The 21,232-nt window shown below is 69.1% G+C and carries 20 protein-coding genes; 3 read left to right on the top strand and 17 right to left on the bottom strand.

Going from position 1 to position 21,232, the window contains the following annotated elements; all coding sequences use genetic code 11:
* Positions 1–120: 120 nt before the first annotated feature.
* The gene (locus tag ACWDUM_RS05835) at positions 121–2,667 is read right to left on the bottom strand and encodes an ATP-dependent Clp protease ATP-binding subunit (RefSeq protein WP_450112343.1); all 2,547 of its coding nucleotides are present in this window, start codon (positions 2,665–2,667) and stop codon (positions 121–123) included.
* Positions 2,668–3,082: 415 nt separating this feature from the next.
* Between ACWDUM_RS05835 and ACWDUM_RS05840 the strand changes: the two genes are divergently transcribed.
* Entirely contained in the window at positions 3,083–4,057 is a 975-nt protein-coding gene (locus ACWDUM_RS05840) for an Acg family FMN-binding oxidoreductase (RefSeq protein ID WP_450133214.1), read from the top strand.
* Positions 4,058–4,220: 163 nt separating this feature from the next.
* On the opposite strand, the gene ACWDUM_RS05845 is transcribed toward ACWDUM_RS05840, so the two are convergent.
* The 16 genes from ACWDUM_RS05845 to ftsH form a co-directional block, all read right to left on the bottom strand.
* Positions 4,221–5,135: an esterase/lipase family protein gene (locus tag ACWDUM_RS05845; RefSeq protein WP_450133336.1), complete on the bottom strand. Its 915-nt coding sequence runs from the start codon at positions 5,133–5,135 to the stop codon at positions 4,221–4,223.
* Between the two features lie 152 nt (positions 5,136–5,287).
* Positions 5,288–5,632, bottom strand: coding sequence for a histone-like nucleoid-structuring protein Lsr2 (locus ACWDUM_RS05850; RefSeq protein ID WP_450112345.1), 345 nt, complete (start codon positions 5,630–5,632; stop codon positions 5,288–5,290).
* A gap of 117 nt (positions 5,633–5,749) precedes the next feature.
* Entirely contained in the window at positions 5,750–7,258 is a 1,509-nt protein-coding gene (gene lysS, locus ACWDUM_RS05855) for a lysine--tRNA ligase (RefSeq protein ID WP_450112346.1), read from the bottom strand.
* 93 nt (positions 7,259–7,351) lie between these two features.
* On the bottom strand, positions 7,352–7,774 hold the full coding sequence (locus ACWDUM_RS05860; RefSeq protein ID WP_450112347.1) for a rhodanese-like domain-containing protein: 423 nt from the start codon (positions 7,772–7,774) through the stop codon (positions 7,352–7,354).
* Positions 7,771–8,340: a cysteine dioxygenase gene (locus tag ACWDUM_RS05865; protein WP_450112348.1), complete on the bottom strand. Its 570-nt coding sequence runs from the start codon at positions 8,338–8,340 to the stop codon at positions 7,771–7,773. Before ACWDUM_RS05865 ends, ACWDUM_RS05860 begins: the two co-directional genes overlap by 4 nt.
* A gap of 169 nt (positions 8,341–8,509) precedes the next feature.
* A complete protein-coding gene (locus tag ACWDUM_RS05870; RefSeq protein WP_450112349.1) occupies positions 8,510–9,325 on the bottom strand; it encodes a type III pantothenate kinase in 816 nt (271 codons plus the stop codon).
* Positions 9,326–9,327: 2 nt separating this feature from the next.
* Positions 9,328–9,768 carry an aspartate 1-decarboxylase gene (gene panD, locus ACWDUM_RS05875; protein ID WP_450112350.1) on the bottom strand — a complete coding sequence of 147 codons (441 nt, stop codon included), beginning with the start codon at positions 9,766–9,768 and terminating at the stop codon, positions 9,328–9,330.
* Positions 9,769–9,784: 16 nt separating this feature from the next.
* The gene (gene panC / locus ACWDUM_RS05880) at positions 9,785–10,717 is read right to left on the bottom strand and encodes a pantoate--beta-alanine ligase (RefSeq protein WP_450112351.1); all 933 of its coding nucleotides are present in this window, start codon (positions 10,715–10,717) and stop codon (positions 9,785–9,787) included.
* On the bottom strand, positions 10,714–11,655 hold the full coding sequence (locus ACWDUM_RS05885) for a Rossmann-like and DUF2520 domain-containing protein (RefSeq protein WP_450133215.1): 942 nt from the start codon (positions 11,653–11,655) through the stop codon (positions 10,714–10,716). Before ACWDUM_RS05885 ends, panC begins: the two co-directional genes overlap by 4 nt.
* Positions 11,656–11,764: 109 nt before the next feature.
* Complete coding sequence (locus tag ACWDUM_RS05890) at positions 11,765–12,841, bottom strand: DUF6779 domain-containing protein (RefSeq protein ID WP_450133216.1); 1,077 nt, start codon at positions 12,839–12,841, stop codon at positions 11,765–11,767.
* Between the two features lie 70 nt (positions 12,842–12,911).
* Positions 12,912–13,379: a DUF3180 domain-containing protein gene (locus ACWDUM_RS05895; RefSeq protein WP_450133337.1), complete on the bottom strand. Its 468-nt coding sequence runs from the start codon at positions 13,377–13,379 to the stop codon at positions 12,912–12,914.
* A complete protein-coding gene (gene folK / locus ACWDUM_RS05900; RefSeq protein ID WP_450133217.1) occupies positions 13,379–13,885 on the bottom strand; it encodes a 2-amino-4-hydroxy-6-hydroxymethyldihydropteridine diphosphokinase in 507 nt (168 codons plus the stop codon). Before folK ends, ACWDUM_RS05895 begins: the two co-directional genes overlap by 1 nt.
* Positions 13,882–14,256, bottom strand: a complete 375-nt coding sequence (folB, locus tag ACWDUM_RS05905; protein WP_450112355.1) for a dihydroneopterin aldolase — start codon at positions 14,254–14,256, stop codon at positions 13,882–13,884. Before folB ends, folK begins: the two co-directional genes overlap by 4 nt.
* Positions 14,249–15,100: a dihydropteroate synthase gene (gene folP / locus ACWDUM_RS05910; protein WP_450112356.1), complete on the bottom strand. Its 852-nt coding sequence runs from the start codon at positions 15,098–15,100 to the stop codon at positions 14,249–14,251. The genes folB and folP overlap by 8 nt, the downstream gene beginning before the upstream one ends.
* Entirely contained in the window at positions 15,097–15,714 is a 618-nt protein-coding gene (gene folE, locus ACWDUM_RS05915; protein WP_450112357.1) for a GTP cyclohydrolase I FolE, read from the bottom strand. The genes folP and folE overlap by 4 nt, the downstream gene beginning before the upstream one ends.
* A 106-nt stretch (positions 15,715–15,820) precedes the next feature.
* On the bottom strand, positions 15,821–18,202 hold the full coding sequence (gene ftsH / locus ACWDUM_RS05920) for an ATP-dependent zinc metalloprotease FtsH (protein ID WP_450112358.1): 2,382 nt from the start codon (positions 18,200–18,202) through the stop codon (positions 15,821–15,823).
* 240 nt (positions 18,203–18,442) lie between these two features.
* On the opposite strand from ftsH, the gene ACWDUM_RS05925 reads away from it, so the two are divergent.
* Complete coding sequence (locus tag ACWDUM_RS05925) at positions 18,443–19,075, top strand: maleylpyruvate isomerase family mycothiol-dependent enzyme (RefSeq protein WP_450133218.1); 633 nt, start codon at positions 18,443–18,445, stop codon at positions 19,073–19,075.
* A gap of 101 nt (positions 19,076–19,176) precedes the next feature.
* Positions 19,177–21,198, top strand: a complete 2,022-nt coding sequence (locus tag ACWDUM_RS05930) for a serine/threonine-protein kinase (protein ID WP_450133219.1) — start codon at positions 19,177–19,179, stop codon at positions 21,196–21,198.
* Positions 21,199–21,232 lie beyond the last annotated feature (34 nt).

The raw sequence follows: 21,232 nt of genomic DNA on the forward strand, positions 1-21,232 counted from the left end.
GATCGTTCGTCGTTCGATCATAAGAAACTCCGCAACCGACAACCGGCAACCGGCAACCGACCCACACACCACGACGCCCCGGAAGCGGATGCTTCCGGGGCGTCGTGGTGTGTGCTGTGCCTACTCGCCTGCGGCGGTGTCGGACTCGCCTGCGCTCGCCAGCGCCTCGGCCGGCGAATCGGGAACCTTGACCGGCTTCGGGGTTCCGGTGAACGTGAACTTCGCGTTCTCGCCGGCACCCTCGCCGTCCCAGCCCTCGACGTCGACCAGGACGATCTGGCCCGGGCCCAGCTCGTTGAAGAGGATCTTCTCCGACAGCTGGTCCTCGATCTCGCGCTGGATGGTGCGACGCAGCGGCCGCGCACCCAGCACCGGATCGAAGCCACGCTTGGCGAGCAGCGCCTTCGCCTGCTCGGTCAGCTCGATGTCCATGTCCTTGTTCTTCAGCTGCTTCTCGACACGGCCGATCATCAGATCCACCATCTCGATGATCTGTTCCTGCGTGAGCTGGTGGAAGACGATGATGTCGTCGATGCGGTTGAGGAACTCGGGACGGAAGTGCTTCTTGAGCTCGTCGTGAACCTTGAGCTTCATGCGCTCGTAGTTCGACTCGCTGCCGCTGCCGGACGAGAAGCCCAGCCCGACGGCCTTCGAGATGTCGGCGGTGCCCAGGTTCGAGGTGAAGATCAGCACGGTGTTCTTGAAGTCGACCGTGCGACCCTGACCGTCGGTGAGGCGGCCGTCCTCGAGCACCTGCAGGAGGGTGTTGTAGATCTCCTGGTGCGCCTTCTCGATCTCGTCGAACAGCACCACCGAGAACGGCTTGCGTCGCACCTTCTCGGTGAGCTGGCCGCCCTCCTCGTAGCCGACGTAGCCCGGAGGGGCACCGAACAGCCGCGAGGCGGTGAAGCGGTCGTGGAACTCGCCCATGTCGATCTGGATGAGCGCGTCGTCGTCGCCGAACAGGAAGTTCGCCAGCGCCTTGGACAGCTCGGTCTTACCGACACCGGACGGGCCGGCGAAGATGAACGAACCGGACGGACGCTTCGGATCCTTCAGGCCGGCACGGGTGCGGCGGATCGCCTTCGAGACCGCCTTGACGGCGTCCTCCTGGCCGATGATCCGCTTGTGCAGCTCGTCCTCCATGCGGAGCAGACGGGTGGTCTCCTCCTCGGTGAGCTTGAACACCGGGATGCCGGTCCAGTTGCCCAGGACCTCGGCGATCTGCTCGTCGTCGACCTCGGCGATGACGTCGAGGTCGCCGGAGCGCCACTGCTTCTCCCGCTCGCCGCGCTGCGCGACCAGCTGCTTCTCCTTGTCGCGCAGGCTCGCGGCCTTCTCGAAGTCCTGCGCATCGATCGCGGACTCCTTCTCCCGGCGCGCGTCGGCGATCTTGTCGTCGAACTCGCGCAGGTCCGGCGGCGCGGTCATCCGGCGGATGCGCATCCGGGCGCCTGCCTCGTCGATCAGGTCGATCGCCTTGTCCGGCAGGAAGCGGTCGTTGATGTAGCGGTCCGCGAGGGTGGCCGCCGCGACGAGCGCACCGTCGGTGATCGAGACGCGGTGGTGCGCCTCGTACCGGTCCCGCAGACCCTTGAGGATCTCGATGGTGTGCTCGACCGTCGGCTCACCGACCTGCACCGGCTGGAACCGGCGCTCGAGGGCGGCGTCCTTCTCGATGTACTTGCGGTACTCGTCGAGGGTGGTCGCACCGATGGTCTGCAGCTCGCCGCGGGCCAGCTTCGGCTTCAGGATCGAGGCCGCGTCGATCGCGCCCTCGGCCGCGCCGGCACCGACCAGGGTGTGCAGCTCGTCGATGAACAGGATGATGTCGCCGCGGGTGTTGATCTCCTTGAGGACCTTCTTCAGGCGTTCCTCGAAGTCACCGCGGTACCGGCTGCCCGCGACCAGGGAACCCAGGTCGAGGGTGTAGAGCTGCTTGTCCTTGAGGGTCTCGGGGACCTCGCCGTTGACGATGGCCTGCGCCAGGCCCTCGACGACGGCGGTCTTGCCGACGCCGGGCTCGCCGATCAGCACCGGGTTGTTCTTGGTGCGACGGCTGAGCACCTGCATGACGCGCTCGATCTCTTTCGAGCGGCCGATGACCGGGTCGAGTTTGCCCTCGAGCGCGGCCTGCGTCAGGTTGCGGCCGAACTGGTCGAGAACCAACGAGGTGGACGGGGTGCCTGCCTCGCCGCGGCCTCCGCCGGTCTCCGTCGGCTCCTTGCCCTGGTAGCCGGACAGCAGCTGGATGACCTGCTGACGGACCCGGTTCAGGTCGGCGCCGAGCTTGACCAGCACCTGGGCGGCGACGCCCTCGCCCTCACGGATCAGGCCGAGCAGGATGTGCTCGGTGCCGATGTAGTTGTGGCCGAGCTGCAGCGCCTCGCGCAGGCTCAGCTCCAGCACCTTCTTCGCACGCGGGGTGAACGGGATGTGACCGGACGGGGCCTGCTGCCCCTGCCCGATGATCTCTTCCACCTGGCTGCGCACGCCCTCGAGGGAGATACCCAACGACTCAAGCGACTTCGCCGCCACACCCTCGCCCTCGTGAATGAGGCCGAGCAGGATGTGTTCGGTGCCGATGTAGTTGTGGTTGAGCATCCGGGCCTCTTCCTGGGCCAGGACAACAACGCGCCGTGCGCGGTCGGTGAACCTCTCGAACATCGCTCTCCCTCACGTTCTTTATGGGTAGATCCCCAGCGGGATTTACGAGCCGCACCTCCACTCTAGTGGCCGGTGATGCGACCTGCGCCGCCTCCATCCCATTGAAGACGGGGACAGTCTGCATGCTTACCTGTCCCAACGCAGCAGCCAGGGGTTTCGTTTCCCGACGGCGCTACGCCATCAGCGAACAGTGCCGGAAGGGGCAGTTTGCTCCCCCGCAATGCGTTCCTATTGTCCGAACGAGAAACGGTCGAGGAAATTCCCGCCGCCGAACATCGAGGTTTCCGACCGGCGGCCCGGAACACGATTCGCCGCGCTCGGACGACGGGCGACGAAGTCGGGACCATCGACCCTAGCCTCGGGATTCGGCCCGGCCGAGACTTGTCCACAAGGACAAGATCGTGAGGACCACGCCATGGACGCCATCATCCCCGACACCGATGTCGTACGCACCGCAGTGGACCTGGCCTGCCGGGCCCCGTCGGTGCACAACAGTCAGCCGTGGCTGTGGCGTTACGACGCAGGCCGGCTCGACCTGTACGCCGACCCCAGCCGCCTCCTGGTTGCCGCCGACCCGCGCGGCCGGCAGCTGCTCATCAGCTGCGGCGCGGCCCTGCACCATCTGACGGTCGCGCTGACGGCACTGCGCTGGTGCGCCCACGTCGACCTGCTCCCGGACCCCGCACAGCCGCAACTGGTGGCGACGATCCGCTTCAGCCGGGATGCGCGGCCCCAGTCCCACGATTTCGACCTGCTAGCCGCGATCCGGCGGCGCCGCACCGACCGCACCGCGTTCGCGCCGCTGCCCGACAACCCGTTGCTGCACAAACTGCTCGGCACCGTCACCGACGACGACGTGACGGTGACCTTCCTGGCCGCCGACACCCGCCCCACGCTGGCCGAGGCCACCGAGCTGAGCTCCGCGGCACGCCGGTACGACGCCTCCTACCAGGCCGAACTGCACTGGTGGGCCGGGCACAGCTTCGAGACCGAGGGCATCCCGGAGAGCGCACTGGCGACCCGCGCCGAGCGCGCGAAGGTGCCGGTCGGTCGTGCGTTCCCCGACCCGCACACCGCACCGGCCCCGGGTGATGACGCGGTCGACGAATCGACCGTGCTGGTGCTCAGCACCCGGGGGGACGGCCCCACCGACTGGGTTCGGTGCGGTCAGGCCCTGTCCGCGGTCTCGCTCGAGGCGACGGTGCAGCGGCTCGCCACGTGCCCGCTCACCCACCTGACCGACATCGATCGCAGCCGCGACGTCATCCACGCGCTCGCCCCCGAGGCCGGGTTCCCGCAACTGCTGATCCGGGTCGGCACGCCGACCCACCCGGCGACCTTGAACGACACCCCGCGCCGACCGGTCACCCAGGTGCTGACCTTCGCTTAGTGCGTGTCTCTCAATTCCTCTCGGATGCACCTGGTGAAGCAATCGCCCCCGAAGGCGGAGGAGAAGCCGATACCGGGGTTGTATCGGCGCCGACGACAACGCAGCAGGGCGGCGATTGGGCGACAGGGGCGCCGAAACGGGGATTGGGAGAGATGCCCCAGGTCTAGCCGACGACCGGCGGGACGAACACGCACGGCACCGGTCGCGGATGCGCGGGATCGAGCGCGTTGAGCACGAGCGTCGCCGCGACCGGTTCACCGGCAATGGACAGGTGGTCGCCGAAGTTCCGGTCGCAGCGGTCCTGGACGAGGATGTTGGTTGCGTTCGGACCCTCCTCGTAGCCGCTCGTGTACGGGATCACGACCTCGTCGTACCGGGTGATGATGTTCGTGTAGGTGATGCCCGGCGCGTAGACACCGCCGTCACGCAGCGCGGTCATGAACCGGGATCCGGCGACGAACTGCCCGCACGCGGAGCACAGCGGGGCGATCGCAGGCCCGGCCACGTCGAGCCCGCCCTGCCGGAGTGCGGCGAGGTTCGTGTCCAGCTCGAACGCTCCCTCTCCGTTCCACAGCGGCGCCAGCGAGACGTACTTCCCCACCTTGTCGGCGCCACCGAGGAACTTGACCCAGTACGTCGGCATGAGGGTGCCCTGGGAATGGCCGACGATGTCGACCTTCCGCGCGCCCGTTGCGGCGAGCACCCGATCCACGAACGCACCGAGTTGTGCGGCGCTCTCCTCCATCGGGGCCATCCCACCGAGGGCGCTGATCGGCCACGGGAGAGCCTCGTGGGCGCCGTAGGTCAGGGCGAAGACGCAGTAACCCTCGTTCGCCAGCAGAGGCGCGTAGGTCGCCCAGTTGGTCTGCCGGTTGCCTGCGGTGCCGTGCACGAGCACGACCGGCTCCGGATGCTCCGCGGTGGGCTTGCAGTTCCAGTCGTTCGACCCCGGGGCGGATCCGCCGGGATTGCCGAGTTCCAACGGGACGCCGGCCAGGAACTGGTACGGAACGGGGAGGGGCGCCGGTGTCGCGCGGACATTACCGGCGCCGAGAAATAGAGTCGCCGATGCAAGAATTAACGCAGCGAACAATGCGGCCCCGAGCCTGACACTGGAGACATTTCGCACTCGCACCACGCACCCCCCTTTGTTGACGCCGTTTCCCCTGCCCGCAGGCTAGCAGCGCAGCGATGCGTGGACAGGGGAAACGGGCAGGGAAATGTGGTGGTTCAGTTTGCCTTGTTGTACAGCTCGGTGATTTCGGCGGAAATTCGACCCCGGGCGGACACGGGATGGCCATTGCGCCGCGCCCACTCGCGGATCGCGGCACTCTGTTCGCGATCCACCGCCACTCGGGACTTTCCGGCGACCTGAGCAGGCTTTCCGCGACGACGCCCCGTCGACTTGCGTGCGTGCGAAACCCACACCTCGAGCTGCTCACGCAAACGGGCCGCATTCTCCGACGACAGATCGATCTCGTAGGTCACCCCGTCGAGCCCGAACTCAACCGTTTCGTCAGCTGTCGACTCCTGATCCACGTCGTCGATCAGAGTGACGGTGACCTTCTTTGCCATGACCCGAGTTCCCTTCGCAATAACGCGCATTCCGAGCCCCGTGCACCGGATTCCGCGAGTCTACCCCCGCACCGAGAATACCGAATGTCGGATAATGGCAAATCTATTAGAAATCGATCACCGCGCGGACGGCCGGACAATTGGGAACAAGATGGTTTCCCGGATACCGAATCCGGTCAATGCCATCAGCAGTCGGTCGATGCCCATACCGGTGCCGGTGGTCGGCGGCATGCCGTGCTCCATCGCCGCGAGGAACTCCTCGTCGAGGGCCATCGCCTCGTCGTCACCGGCCGCGGCCAGACGCGCCTGATCGACGAACCGCTCGCGCTGGATGACGGGATCGACGAGTTCCGAGTACCCGGTGGCCAACTCGAAGCCCCGCACGTACAGGTCCCACTTCTCCGTGACCCCGGGCAGGCTGCGATGCTGCCGGGTCAGCGGCGACGTCTCCACCGGGAAGTTGCGGACGAACGTCGGCTCGTGGAGCTGATCGCCGCACTGGTGCTCCCACAGCTCCTCGACGAGCTTGCCGTGACCGTAACCCTTGTCCTTCGGCACCTCGAGACCCACCTTCGCGGCGAGCGCGAGCAGCTCGTCGACGGTGGTGTCCGGGGTCACCTCGACGCCGATCGCGGCGGACAACGACGGATACATCTCCATCGTCTTCCACTCGCCGCTCAGGTCGTACTCGGTGCCGTCCGCCAGCGTGACGACCTGCGTGCCCAGGGCGTTCTGCGCAACCTCCTGGATCAATTCGCGGATCATCGTCGCGGAATCGTCGTAGGTGCCGTACGCCTCGTAGGTCTCGAGCATCGCGAACTCCGGCGAATGCGTCGAGTCGGTGCCCTCGTTGCGGAAATTGCGGTTGATCTCGAAAACCTTCTCGATGCCACCGACCACGCAGCGCTTGAGGAACAGTTCCGGAGCGATCCGCAGGTACAGGTCGATGTCGAGCGCGTTCGAGTGCGTGATGAACGGCCGGGCTGCGGCACCACCGGCGATGGTCTGCAGCATCGGGGTCTCGACCTCGAGGAAGCCCCGGCGTTCGAGCGCGTTGCGCAGTTCCCGCACCACCGAGACCCGCTTGCGGGCCATCTCACGGGCCTCGGGCCGCACGATCAGGTCGACGTAGCGCTGACGGACGCGCGACTCCTCGTTCATCTCCTTGTGCGCGACCGGGAGCGGACGCAGCGACTTGGACGCGAGCTGCCACGAATCGGCCATCACCGACAGCTCGCCGCGGCGGGAGCTGATCACCTCGCCGCGCACGAACACGTGGTCGCCGAGGTCGACGTCCGACTTCCATGCGGCGAGGGCGTCCTCACCGACGTTCGCGAGGCTGAGCATCGCCTGCAGCTGGGTGCCGTCGCCCTCCTGAAGGGTCGCGAAGCACAGCTTGCCCGTGTTGCGGACGAAGATCACCCGGCCCACGACACCGACCTGCTCGCCGGTCGCGGTGTCCGGCTCCAGGTCGGGGTACTTCGCGCGAATCTCCGCCAGCGAGTGGGTGCGCGGCACCGAGACGGGATACGCCTGCCCGCCCTGCTCCAGGATCCGCTCCCGCTTCTCGCGGCGGATACGAAGCTGCTCGGGGGTGTCGTCGTGCTCGGCTGCTACATCACTCACGGTTGACCAGGGTAATGCCCCGCCGTGAGGAGCGACCGCGACGGTCGTCCCAACCGGCCGACGGGACCCGCCGACGCCGGGCGTGACCGCCGCTCAGTGAGCGGCGACCGCCTCGGTGTCCCGGATCAGGTGCCGGGACCGGGTGGCGACGCCGAGCAGGCCGGCGGCCCGGATCGCCTGGTACCCGCCGACCAGATCACTGGCCCGGCGCAGACCCAGTTCCTGCAGCGCCGCCGCGGCCAGACTGGAGGTGTACCCCTCGGAGCAGACGACGATCCACTCGACGTCGTGGTCGGCGGCCAGCGCGATGCGCGCGTTGCTGGCCGGGTCGAGTCGCCACTCGAGCACGTTGCGCTCGATCGCCAGCGCGCCGGGCAGGGTGCCCTCGCGATCGCGCTGGGCCTGCGGTCGGATGTCGACCAGGATGGCGCCCCGGGCGACGGCGTCCGCGAGTTCGAACACGGTGGTGCGCCGGTAGGCGCTGCGGGCATTCTCGAGCATTTCGTCGATGGTCATGCCGACAGTCCTTCCGGGAGATCGGTGAGCTCGGTGCGGGTACGGCGCAGGCTGCCGCGATCGGTGACCTCGTAGTACGACATCGCGGTCAGTGGTGGTGAGTAGGCGTGCACGCTCAGTGTCGGCAGGCCGGGTCCGGCGGCGCTGTCAGGCGCCTGCATGACGTCGTGCACCCATCCCAGCGGGAACGACGCCTGGTCGCCGGCGTCCAGCGTTCGGTATTTGAGTTCGGTTCCGCCCCAGCGATATTCGGCCAGCGATCCACTGAGGACGGTGAGCGCGCCGAAAGAACCGGCGTGATCGTGCAACTCCGTCGCCTCACCGGGGACCCAGCTGATCAACCAGACGTCGACGTCGTCGTCCGCGTGCAACCGGGTGGACCAGCGCTGCTCGGTGGGAAAGAGGCCGCCCGCGGGAAGCAGATGCGCGAACCGGCCGTCGAGCACGTCCTGCGCGCCCTCGTCGGTGATGCGCAGCAGGTCAGCGGGGCGGAGCCGGCTCGGGGACACCGACGGTCGCGAGGCGGGAACGGACGCAAGGGTGGAGACCACAGATGTGGAAAGCATGGAAGTAACTCCAGGAGAATGTGAACAGCGGAGGCGAATTGACGTGCCTCAACCGAGTCGAGGCGGCAGTCAGCCTCGACAACACTCCTGAGCAACCATGCGAGCAATCACGTCGACCAGTGTGACACAGATTCGAAGTCTGGCAAAGGTTCGGGCGGAAAGAAGTCGGTCACACCACCGGCGAACGCTTGGCCGCGCGGCGGGCCTGGGTGCGCTCGTACACGATGCGGAGACCCTCGAGTGCGAGGTCGCGTTCGAGGTGCGCGATGGTCTCGGACTCCGGCATCACCAGCGGCGCACTGTCTCCGGTCGCGATCACCGTCACGTCGTCACCCGCGAACGCGGGCAGCTCCGCCCGCACCCTCCGCACCAGGCCGTCCACCAGCCCGGCGAATCCGAACACCGCGCCGGCCTGCATGCACTCGACGCTGTTCTTCCCGACCACCGCGCGGGGACGCACCAGTTCGAACTTGCGCAGCGCAGCCGAGTGCGAGGCGAGTGCGTCGGTCGAGGTCTCCAGCCCCGGGGCGATCGCGCCGCCGAGGAACTCCCCCTTCTCCGACACGACGTCCACACAGGTCGCGACCCCGAAGTCGACGACGATGCACGGACCGCCGTAGAGATGGTGTGCGGCAAGACTGTTCACGATCCGGTCGGCCCCGACCTCCTTGGGATTGTCGACCAGCAGCGGCACCCCGGTACGAACCCCGGGTTCGACCACCACGTGCGGGACCTGCCCCCAGTATCGGGACAGCATCACCCGCAGTTCACGCAGCACCGACGGCACCGTCGACAGCGCCGAGACGCCGACGATCTGCTCGACCCGCGAGCCGAGCAGTCCCCGCAGCATCAGCGCCAACTCGTCGGCCGTCATCCGCGGGTCGGTGCGCATGCGCCAATCCTGCTCCAGCCGTGCGTGTTCCCCGCTGCCGGTGAACACACCCAGCGAGATCGTGGTGTTGCGGACGTCGACCGCCAGCAGCACGGCTACACCAGCGCCGAGGTGTTCTCCAGGGTGCTCAGCATCCGTGGAGTGATCAACCCCGAACCCTCCGGTGCGTGCGCCGGATCCGACCCCAACTCGACCTGCCGGTTGTCGGCGTCGACGAACACCACGCGCGGGTTGTAGTCGCGGCACTCCTGCTCGTTCATCACGCCGTACGCGATCAGGATGACGAGATCACCGGGGTTCACGAGATGCGCTGCCGCACCGTTGATCCCGATCACACCACTGCCACGCTCACCCGCGATGACGTAGGTCTCGAGCCGGGCACCGTTGTCGATGTCGACGATGCACACCTGCTCACCCTCGAGCAGGTCGGCGGCGTCCATCAGGTCCTGGTCGACGGTCACCGAGCCGACGTAGTGCAGGTCGGCGTGGGTGACGGTGGCGCGGTGGATCTTCGACTTCATCATCGTGCGAAACATGTTCAGCCCCTTAGGTCTAACGGGTGATCTGGTCGTCGGCGGTGGTCGCCGCGGAGGTGGTCTGGGAGTCGGTGTCCCGTTCGAGGAATCCGGTGCCGACAGCGACACCGACGTTGTCGATCAGCCGGGTGGAACCCACCCTGGCCGCGACCAGCAGGCGCCCGTCACCCCGTTCGGGGGCCGGACCGAGATCGACGCCGCGGACCTCGAGATAGTCCACCTCGACCTCCGGCGTGGCGGCGAGCACCTCGCGAGCAGTCGCGAGGATCGCCTCCGGTCCCCCGGCCGCCGCGTGGGCGCCGGCGACGAGGGCCGCGGAAATCGTGGCAGCAGCGGCTCGTTGGTTCTCGTCGAGGTAGCGGTTCCGAGAGGAGAGCGCCAGGCCGTCCTGTTCCCGCACGGTGGGGACTCCGCGGATCTCGACGTCGAAGTTCAGGTCGCGGACCATCTGCCGGATCAGCGTGAGCTGCTGGTAGTCCTTCTCGCCGAACCAGGCGGTGTTCGGGGAGACGATCTGCAGCAGCTTCGCGACCACCGTCAACATTCCGGCGAAATGCGTTGGACGGCTAGAACCTTCGAGCTCGGCCCCGACGGGACCGGGGTGGATCATGGTGCGCTGCCCATTCGGGTACATCGCGGCGGCCGTCGGAACGAACGCCAGCTCCACGCCCTCCCCACGCAGCAGCTCCAGGTCCGCGTCGAGGGTGCGCGGGTAGGCGTCGAGGTCCTCCCCCGCTCCGAACTGCAGCGGATTGACGAAGATCGAGACCACCACGACCGCACCCCGCAGCTTGGCCTGCCGCACCAGTTCCAGGTGACCGGCATGCAACGCACCCATGGTGGGCACGAGCGCCACCTGCCTGCCGACCCCGCGCAGCGCCCGGGTGACCTTCGTCAGCTCGGCGGGCTCGTGGTGCACGGTCAGCTCGCCGCGCGTGTAGCCGTTCACGATTGGTCCTCCAGCATCTCGATCAGCGCCGGGTCCGCCCCGACGATCTGCGCCGACCGCAGCGACAACGCCCGATAGCCGGCCGCAAGTTGTGGGTCCACCTCGCCGAGCACGCGCAGGTGGGTCGCGACCGCGGCCCGGTCGCCACGCGCCACCGGGCCGGTCAACGCGGCGGAACCGCGGCGCAGCGCGTTGTCGAGCGCGGCCGACAGCAGCGGCGCGAGCACCCGCTCGGCCACACCGTTCGGGGCACCGTCGACGGCCTGCTGCCCGAAGAGTTCGTCCCCGGCCAGGGCCACGCGCAACGCCGCCACCGCGTCGGACACGAGGGTGACCAGGTGATTGCTGCCGTGCGCGAGGGCCGCGTGATACAGGGGCCGCACTTCTTCGCGGACCCGCACGGGCTCGCCGCCGATCTCGAGGACCAGTGACTGGGCGATCGCATACCCGATCTCGTCCGCGGCGGTGACCCCGAAGCAGGCCGACGCCAGGCGGGCCACGTCCTCGTCGTGTCCGGTGAACGTCATCGCCGGATGGATCGCCAGCGGCACCGCGCCGATCTGTGTCAGCGGGGTCAGCACACCGATACCGTTCGCGCCGGACGTGTGCGCGACAAGGGTCCCGGGCCGAACCGATTCGGTGGCGGCAAGGCCGTGCACCAGGTCCGCGAGCTCGTCGTCCGGGACGGCCAGGATCAGCAGCTCACAACGGGCCGCGACATCGGCGGCAGGCAGAATTTCGGAGTCCGGCAGACGCTGCTCGGCACGGCGCACCGAGGCGTCGGATACTGCGGAGCACGCCACCACCAGGTGGCCGACTCGTTCGAGTGCCGCACCGAGTGCGGTGCCGACGCGTCCCGCCGAGACGATTCCCACCGTCAGTCGTGCGGGCGCCGGGTCCGGAAAAGACCCGTCTCGAGTGATCTCGGATGAGGTCACCGTTGTTCCTCTCGTTCGTTCCAGTCCCGCGGTGCGGGTACCGGACGTTCACAGCGAGGATAGTCGGCAACTCCGACGCGCCGCCATGGTCGAGAAAGTGATCTATGGCTCACTCGCGACGGCGGCGACCCGCCCGGGGGCCCTCCGAATCCGGGGACGCGGCCTGCATGTTCGCCATGATCTCGGCGACGGTGAGCCCGCTCGAGTGGGCCCCGGCGACATCACCGGGTCCCACTTCGTCTTCGGTCGAGCGGCGCCGTGAGCGGCGCGACGGCGGCGCCACGTCGTCCTCCGGCGTCGGGCCGGCGGGTGCATCGGTGGCAGGCACCTCGGCCACGGACGTATCGATCCGGGGCGCACCGGTCGAGGGCGCATCCGTCGAGGTCTTCGGCGGTGTCGGCGTCTCCGCCTGCGGCTCCGGCTGCGCCGGCACCGGCTTCCGCGGTCCGGACTCGGCCGACCGCGAGTGCGGCTGCGGCTGCGGCTGCGGCTGTGTCTGCGCGGGCTGCGGCTGGGCCTGCGGCTGCAGGGACTGCGGCGCCGCCACCCTCGGGGGCTGGCCCGCGTCCGTCGGCTCGTCCTCCTCCCCGACCACGGACACCTCCGCCGTCACCGGCTCGTCGAACGGTGTCGCGAAGGTGGGGCCGGACCCGGGATCGGCGTACGCGGGATTCGGCGCGAACGGTACCGGTGGCCGGACGCCCTCGCGCGCGGCCGAGAGCTGGCCCATCCGGGACCCCTCGGCCTCGATCGCCACTCGGTCGGCGGGCAGACGACCGTCGAACAGCACCTCTAGGCTGCCGCGCAGGGCGGCGAGTTCGACCCGCAGTGCCGCGATCTCGGACACGTCGACGTTCACTTCGCTGCGCACCCGCGCCTCGACCCCGGCCTCGTACTCGCGGCGGGCACTGATCTCCCGCTCGAGCTGGAGTTCGTACACGGTCTGCAGGTCGCGGATCTTGGCCTTGTCCGCCGCGGACTCCCGGCGGTAGCGGGTCATCGCGATTGCGCCGATGACAGCGGCCCACAGCGCAGCCATCAGACCGATGCGCAGCACCTGCACGCTGTCGCTGAAGATCAGGAACAGGCTCGCGACCACAGCCAGCACCACGAGGCCGGCCACGATCATCTGGCTCGCGCTGCGCTTGTTTCTCCGCATCGAACCCGCGCGACCAGAAAGCGTCATGGCGCCCAGGATAGCCGTCGCCGACGACTACTCCGGAGTACGTCCGCGGCGATTCCCGTACCTGCGCGAACTACATCGCCGGTTCGTCCGGGGGCTCGTCCGGCGTCTTGCAGCAATGTTCGAGCCACATCGCCGCGGCGGCCAGGGCCACACCACCCACCAAACCCACCAGCGTTCCGGTGGTGTCCTGTGCCGCCGCGTCGACCTCCGCCCGCTCCGGCAACAGGAACAGCAGCAGACCGAGCCACACCCCCGCGCTCGCCGCACCGACCAGGGCGGACGCCTTGGCAAGGGCGACCGCGCGGGCCGCGGTGATCGGGTGCAGCTGATGCCGGTCCGTGCCGATTCGATGGTCCTCCACGCGTGATCGGATCACGAACGCCAGGACCACCTCGATCAGTGCCACCGGATACAGCGATGCACCCGCAAATATCGAGATCGGAGGGAGTGAACCGTAGAAGGTCCGGACGAGGAGCCAGGTGGCGAGGGCCGCGAACAGCGCCAACCCGAGCAGGTCACGGACCCGCGTGGGCTTCATCACGACGTCACCAGGACCGCGTCGGTGCGGCGGACACCCGCCGTCTCCGTCCGGTCGAGCCCGGCCAGCAGATCGCGGACCCGAACCCGCGCGCCGTCGACGACCAGCACCGCGTCCGGCTCGATCTCCAGCCACGGCATCAGTACGAACGCGCGCAGGTGGGCGCGCGGGTGCGGCAGCGTGAGCTCGGGGTCGTCACTGACCACGCCGTCGCAATCCACCACGTCCACGTCCAGGCTGCGCGGACCCCAGCGCACGTCCCGAACCCGGTCCGCCTGCTGTTCGAGTTCCTGACCGAAGGTCAACCAGCCCCGGCAGTCGAGATCGGGGTCGTCCACGATCAGCGTCGCGTTGAGGAAGTCCTGCTGTTCCACGCCGCCCCACGGCGCGGTGGCGTACACCCCGGACGCCGCGACCAGCCGCGGGCCCAGCCCCTCGACCACCGACCGCAGGTTCGCGAGCGGGTCACCGAGGTTCGATCCGATCGACAACACCGCCCGGCTCATCGGCGCAGACCCTCGCGGGAACGCCGGGCGACCACCGCCACGTCCGCGAACGTCAACGGGATCGGCGCCGACGGCTTGTGCACGGTCACCTCCACCGCGCTCACCCGCTCGTCACGCAGCACCGCCTCCGCGATCTCGGCGGCGACCGTCTCGATCAGGTCCCGCGGTGGTCCGGCGACGATGTCCGCAGCGGTCTGCGCCAGCGCGCCGTAGTCGAGGGTGTCGGAGAGATCGTCCGAGGCGGCGGCCGGCGCGAGGTCGAGCCAGACCGTCACGTCGATGAAGAAGTCCTGGCCGTCGCGCTTCTCGTGCTCGAACACCCCGTGATTTCCGCGCACCTTCAGCCCGCGCAACTCGATGCGGTCAGACATCACCGACCTCCTCCGCCGCGGACCATGCCCGCTCCACCGCGATCGCATCCCGTGACGCACGCACATCGTGCACCCGAACTCCCCAGGCGCCCTGCCGAGCGGCGAACGCCGACACCACCGCGGTCGCGACCTCGCGGCCGTCGGGGACGCGGTCACCGTCCGCATCCGCAAGCAGGGTGCCGAGGAACCGCTTGCGGGAGGCCCCGATGAGCACCGGGAACCCGAGCGCGTTCAGCCTCGGCAGCGCGCCGAGCAGGGCCCAGTTGTGCTCGGCGGTCTTCGCGAACCCGAGGCCCGGGTCGAGAATCAGCCGGGACGGGTCGACACCGGCGCCGACCGCGGCGTCGACCGACTGCATCAGCTCGTCGCACACGTCGGTGACCACGTCGCCGTAGTGCAGCACCCCACCCGCGTGCACGTACTCGCCGGCCGACCGCCAGTGCATCAGGATCCACGGCAGCCCGGCATCGGCCAGGACAGACGCCATCGCCGCATCCGCGCGTCCGCCGGAAACGTCGTTGACGACGCTCACGCCCGCTTCGATCGCCGCCTCCGCGACGGAGGCGCGCATCGTGTCGACGCTGACCGGGATGCCCTCTGCGACGAGGTCGGCGATGACCGGTGCCACGCGACCGGCCTCGACGTCCGGATCCACGCGCTGGGCGCCGGGACGCGTCGACTCACCGCCGACGTCGATGATGTCCACGCCGAGCCGGCGCAACTCCAGCCCGTGCGCGACGGCCGCGTCCCTGTCCAGGTACCGGCCGCCGTCGGAGAAGGAGTCGCTGGTGACGTTGAGGACACCCATCACGACGCAGCGCCCCGGCGTCGGGAGCACGGTCACCTGCGGACGATGAGATCCAGCGCCTCGGCACGCGAGGCGGCACTGGACTGGAAGATGCCCCGGACCGCCGACGTGGTGGTGCTGGCGCCCGGCTTGCGGATGCCGCGCATCGCCATGCACAGGTGCTCGGCCTCGACGACGACGATGACACCGCGCGGATCGAGCTTGCGGACCATCGCGTCGGCGATCTGACTGGTCAGCCGCTCCTGCACCTGCGGGCGCTTCGCGTACAGGTCGACCAGCCGCGCCAGCTTCGACAGCCCGGTCACGCGGCCCGTGGCCCCCGGGATGTACCCGACGTGCGCGACCCCGTGGAACGAGACCAGGTGGTGCTCGCAGGTGGAGTACAGCGGGATGTCGCGGACAAGCACCAGTTCCTGGTGGCCCTCGTCGAACGTCGTGTTCAGCACCTCGTCGGGCTCGGTGTACAGGCCCGCGAACACCTCCCGGTACGCCCGCGCCACCCGCGCCGGGGTGTCGAGCAGGCCGGGACGGTCCGGGTCCTCGCCAACGGCGATCAGCAGCTCACGGACCGCCGCCTCGGCCCGAGGCTGGTCGAAGGCACGACCGGTCTCGATCGACCGCAGCACCTCGTCTGCCTCATTCGTTCCCACGCCACCGAGTTGATGAACCGACACCTGATCGCACCTCCACTTCGTTCGAAACCCGCGTCCGCGGTCCGTTTCGGGACGGACCGTGCAAAACACTATGCGTCGCGACCTACTGCTGTCCGTTCGGCCCTTCCCAGCGCTGAGTGGAGACGTCCTTGTCCTCCACCGGCGGGTTCGGGTGCGTCGGCTGAGGCTGGTGCGTCGGCTGAGGCGGGTGCGGCGGCGGGTTCCACTGGGGGTACCCGGCATACGGGTTCTCCGCCTGCTCCGGATACGGGCTGCCCGCGGGGCGGGCGTGCTGCGCCTCACCGCGCGGAGGCCAGCCCGGCGCCGACCACCCGGCCGGGGCGCCGTAGTCCGGCATCGACCCCTGCGGCTGCTGCGGCGGCGGGTACGGCTGGTAGCCCGCGGGCGGAACCTGGTAGCCGTTCTGCGGCGGCTGCGGAACACCCTGCTGCGGGACGCCGGCCTGCGGCATCCCCGCCTGCGGGGTGGACGGCCCGGCCGGGACCGCCTCGCGAGTCGCGAACGTCGGCGTGCGCGACGGCTCCTCCGGCAACGGCTCACCGCGCTCGATGGCCAGCTCGCGCGGGGTCTTGATCGGCGGCTTCTCCGACGGGGTGCGGTCACCGAAGTCGTTGAACGCGGTGATCCGCGGCCGCTTCTCGACGCTGGTGAAAATCTTCTCCAGGTCCTTGCGGGTCAGCGTCTCGTGTTCGAGCAGTTCCGCCGCCAACACGTCGAGGACGTCGCGGTACTCGTTGAGGATCGACCATGCCTCGGTGTGCGCGGCCTCGATCAGGTTGCGCACCTCCTCGTCGATCTCCCGGGCCACCTCGTGCGAGTAGTCCGACATCTGCCCCATCGACCGGCCCAGGAACGGGTCGCCCTGCTCCTGGCCGTACCGGACGGCGCCGAGCTTGGCGCTCATGCCGTACTCGGTGACCATCGCGCGGGCGATCTTGGTCGCCTGGTCGATGTCCGAGGAGGCGCCGGTCGTCGGCTCGTGGAACACCAGTTCCTCGGCGGCACGGCCACCCATCGCCATCACCAGTCGCGCGATCATCTCCGAGCGGGTCATCAGACCCTTGTCGTCCTCGGGGACCGTCATCGCGTGACCACCGGTTCGCCCGCGGGCGAGGATCGTGACCTTGTAGATCGGCTCGATGTCCGGCATCGCCCACGCCGCGAGCGTGTGTCCGCCCTCGTGGTACGCGGTGATCTTCTTCTCGTGCTCGCTGATGATCCGGCTCTTGCGCCGCGGGCCGCCGATCACACGATCGACCGACTCCTCGAGCGCGGCCTCGGTGATCACCGCGCCGTTCTCGCGGGCGGTGAGCAGTGCCGCCTCGTTGATGACGTTGGCCAGGTCGGCGCCGGACATGCCGACGGTCCGCTTCGCCAGACCCTCGAGGTCCGCGTGCTGGTCGAGCGGCTTGCCCTGCGAGTGCACCCGCAGGATCGCGCGGCGGCCCGCGAGGTCCGGGTTGGTGACCGGGATCTGCCGGTCGAACCGGCCCGGGCGCAGCAGCGCCGGGTCCAGGATGTCGGGGCGGTTCGTCGCGGCGATCAGGATGATGCCGGTGCGGTCGCCGAAGCCGTCCATCTCGACGAGCAGCTGATTGAGGGTCTGTTCGCGCTCGTCATGACCGCCGCCCAGGCCGGCGCCACGCTGGCGGCCGACGGCGTCGATCTCGTCGACGAAGATGATGCAGGGGCTGTTCTGCTTGGCCTGCTCGAACAGGTCGCGGACGCGCGAGGCGCCGACACCGACGAACATCTCGACGAAGTCCGAACCGGAAATCGTGAAGAACGGCACCCCGGCCTCACCGGCGACCGCGCGAGCGAGCAGCGTCTTGCCGGTACCGGGCGGGCCGTACAGGAGCACACCCTTCGGAATCTTCGCGCCCAGCGCCTGGTAACGGGCCGGGTTCTGCAGGAAGTCCTTGATCTCGTAGAGCTCTTCGACGGCCTCGTCGGCGCCCGCGACGTCCGCGAACGTGTTCTTCGGCATGTCCTTCGACAGCTGCTTGGCCTTCGACTTGCCGAAGCCCATCACGCCACCGCGGCCACCGCCCTGCATGCGGCCCATCACGAAGACGAACAGGCCGAGCAGGATCACCATCGGCAGCACGAACAGCAGGATCTGGGTCAGCCAGCCCTGCTGCGTGATCTTGGTGTTGTACTTGTCGAGCCCGGCCTGCTGCACCTCGGTGAAGATCTGCTCGGAGGCGGCGCTCGGGTACTTCGCGATGATCTGCGTCGAGTTGTCGGTGGCCTCGTTGCCCTGCTTGAGGGTCAACCGGATCTGCTGCTCCCGGTCGTCGATCTGCGCGTCGGTGACATTCTTGGCGTCGAGCTGCGCGATCGCCACCGAGGTGTCGACACTCTTGTACCCGCGGGTGTCGTTGCCGAAGTAGCTGAACGCATAGATGATCAGCAGGATGCCGGCGACGATCGCCAGGTTGCGAAACACTGTCTTGCGGTTCATACAGGTTCAGCCGCTGGGGCCAGTCCTTTCCAGTTCCGGTCGAGCCTTACAGCTCGGGTCGAGCTCGGTGCGCCGGCGTTCCGGCTGCTCACCGGACAATCAAAGATTACCGCGAACACCACCGGTGATCGCCGTTAGCACGTCCGTGTGCGTGCACGACTCCCTTGCTCCAACGCGCGAGAGGGCGCGATGGTTCCGAGATCGCGCCGGGCGTGGCGGCGACCACTACTGTCTGCAGCCATGACGCTGTCCTATGCCGAGGTTGTCGATCAGGTCGCGAGGTCGCAGGCACGTGTCGAGGAGACACTGACCACCCTCACCGCTGCCCGGGCGCGGGCCGCGTCGGCGCTGCCCGGGTGGAGCCGCGGCCACGTGATCACCCACCTCGCCCGCAACGCCGACGGGCTGCGCCGGTTCGTGCTCGGGGTCCGGGCCGGAACGGCGAACGAGATGTACCCGGGCGGCCCCGACGCCCGCGCCGCCGCGATCGAGGAGGGCGCCGACCGGCCCGTGAACCTGCTCACCGCCGATCTGCGCTTCGCAGGCCGACGGCTCGTCGACGACCTTCGCGCCGCCGCGCCCGACCGGCTCGACACCCCGGTGAAGTGGCGCAAACCGGTCACCGCCCGCGACATCCCGGTGCTGCGGTGGCGGGAACTCGAGATCCACCACCTCGACCTCGACCTCGGCTACAGCTGCACCGACTGGCCGACGGAATTCGTCGAGTCCACGCTCGCCACCCAGCTGCCCGAACTCGCGGCCGTCGCGCCGGACGTCGAACTCCCCGACCTGCCGCGGGCCGAGCTGCTGTCCTGGCTGATCGGCCGGCCCACCCGCCCCGACCTGCCCGAGGTGCCCGGGTGGCCGTTCTGAACCCGTCGACGCCGCTGGAGCGGCACCGGTCGGGACTATCCTGAAGGTTCGAGGCTCCCTCCACGGCAGGTCACGGCCGCAAGCGGCCACGGGTAGATGTCATGACGCAGCGCCACTCCCGATCGATTCCCGACCCGACGACCGCGGCCCACGCGGCCGAGCAGACGGCTGCGTTCACCGACACCGCCGAGTCGGCCAACGAGCTCTCCCGCGAGGTCCCCGAACGGGCCGGTGAACTCGAGGACCTGATGACCGGCACCGCGCGTGATCCCGCCCATCCCGACGACCTGTCGACCCTCCCCGCCGGGGACCGCCGCACCCTCGACGACCTCGACGTCGGTGAGCGTGTCGACGACTTCGACCTGCTCGTCGCGCTCGGCCGCGGCGCCTTCGCGCGGGTGTTCCTGGCCCGGCAGCGGTCGCTGCAGCGGCTCGTCGCGGTCAAGATCTCCCGCGACCACGGCACCGAACCGGAGACGCTCGCCCAACTCGACCACGACTACATCGTCCGGGTCTTCGACCAGCGCGTCGTCCCCGACCTGGAGATGAAGCTGCTGTACATGCAGTACGTGCCCGGCGGCACGCTGCTCGGGGTGCTCCGCCGGGTGCGCGACACCCCGGCCGGGCAGCGATCCGGGGCGTTGCTGCTCGCGGCGATCGACGCCACCCTCGACGCGAAGGGTGAGATCCGGCCCAGCGATTCGAGCGTGCGCGACGAGATCGCGGCGCTGTCGTGGCCGGAAACCGTCGCGTGGATCGGGAGCCGCCTCGCCGAGGCACTCGACTACGCCGGGAAGCACGGAGTCCTGCACCGCGACGTGAAGCCCGCGAACGTGCTGCTGACCGCCGAGGGCGTCCCCAAGCTCGCCGACTTCAACATCAGCTTCAGCGACCGGATCGCCGGTACCAGCCCCGTCGCCTACTTCGGCGGTTCGCTCGCCTACATGTCGCCGGAACAGCTGTGCGCATGCCACCCGGGACTGCCCGGCGCCGCGGCCGACCTCGACACCCGCAGCGACATCTACGGGCTCGGGGTGGTGCTGTGGGAGCTGCTCACCGGGCACAGGCCCTTCCCCGATGTCGACCCCGCCGACCCGGCCGCGCTCGACCGGATGGTCGCCCTCCGCGAGGCCGGGGTCGGGCCCGAGGCGGACGGCAGCCTGCCCCCGGACTGCCCGGCGACGCTGCGGCGTGTGCTGCGCACCTGCCTGGACCCGGATCCGGAACGACGCTGGCCGAGCGGCGCCGAGCTGGCCCGGCAGTTCGACCTGTGCCTGGACCAGCACGCACGAGCCCTCGTCGACCCGCCGCCGAGCCGCTGGCGGTCAGCTCTGCAGCGCTGGGCGGTCCCGATCCTGATCGCCGCGGTGGTGATCCCGAACGCGCTGGCCGGCGCCTACAACTATCACCACAACAAGACGCTGATCATCAGCACGCTCGCCCCGCTGGTGCAGCGGCACTTCGAGCAGATCCAGTACGTGATCAACGCCGTCGCGTTCCCGCTCGGCGCGATCGTGCTGCTGTACATGTGCCGATATCCGCTGACCGTGCCGCGCGGTCTGCGCAAGGGGCGCCGCTACGACGCCCAGACCCTGGCCCGGGCGCGCACGGACACGCTGCTGCTCGGCGACCGCGTCGTCGTGGTGGTCTTCGGGCTGTGGGCGATCGCCGGCCTGGTCTACCCGGTGACCCTGCAGATCCTCACCGGCGGCATCCCGGCGGGCGCGTACGTCCACTTCCTGGGTTCGCTGATCGTGTGTGGGGCGATCGCCGTGGCCTACCCGTTCTTCTTCGTCACCTTCTACGCCGTCCGCTACCTGTATCCGGTGCTGCTGCCGTACGGCATCAGCAGCAGCGACGACGACCGCAACCTCCGCGGCCTGGACCGTCGCAGCACCCGCTACCTCGCGGTCGCGGCGTCGGTACCGCTGGTCGCGGTCGCGGGCGTGACCTTCCTGTCCCCGCAGCAGATACCGGAGATCATCGGCGCGGTCCGGGTGCTTTCGGTCGGCGCGATCTTCGCGTTCGTCGGCGCCTACTGGCTGTTCCGGCAGCTGGAGACGGATCTGCACGCGCTCGAGCGAGTGGTCTCCCACGCGCATCGGAGTCCGGACCTGGCGTAGAGCGGGCACCGCCGCGCCGTTGCCGAGTCTCGGA

Source organism: Rhodococcus sp. NPDC003322, assembly GCF_053589555.1.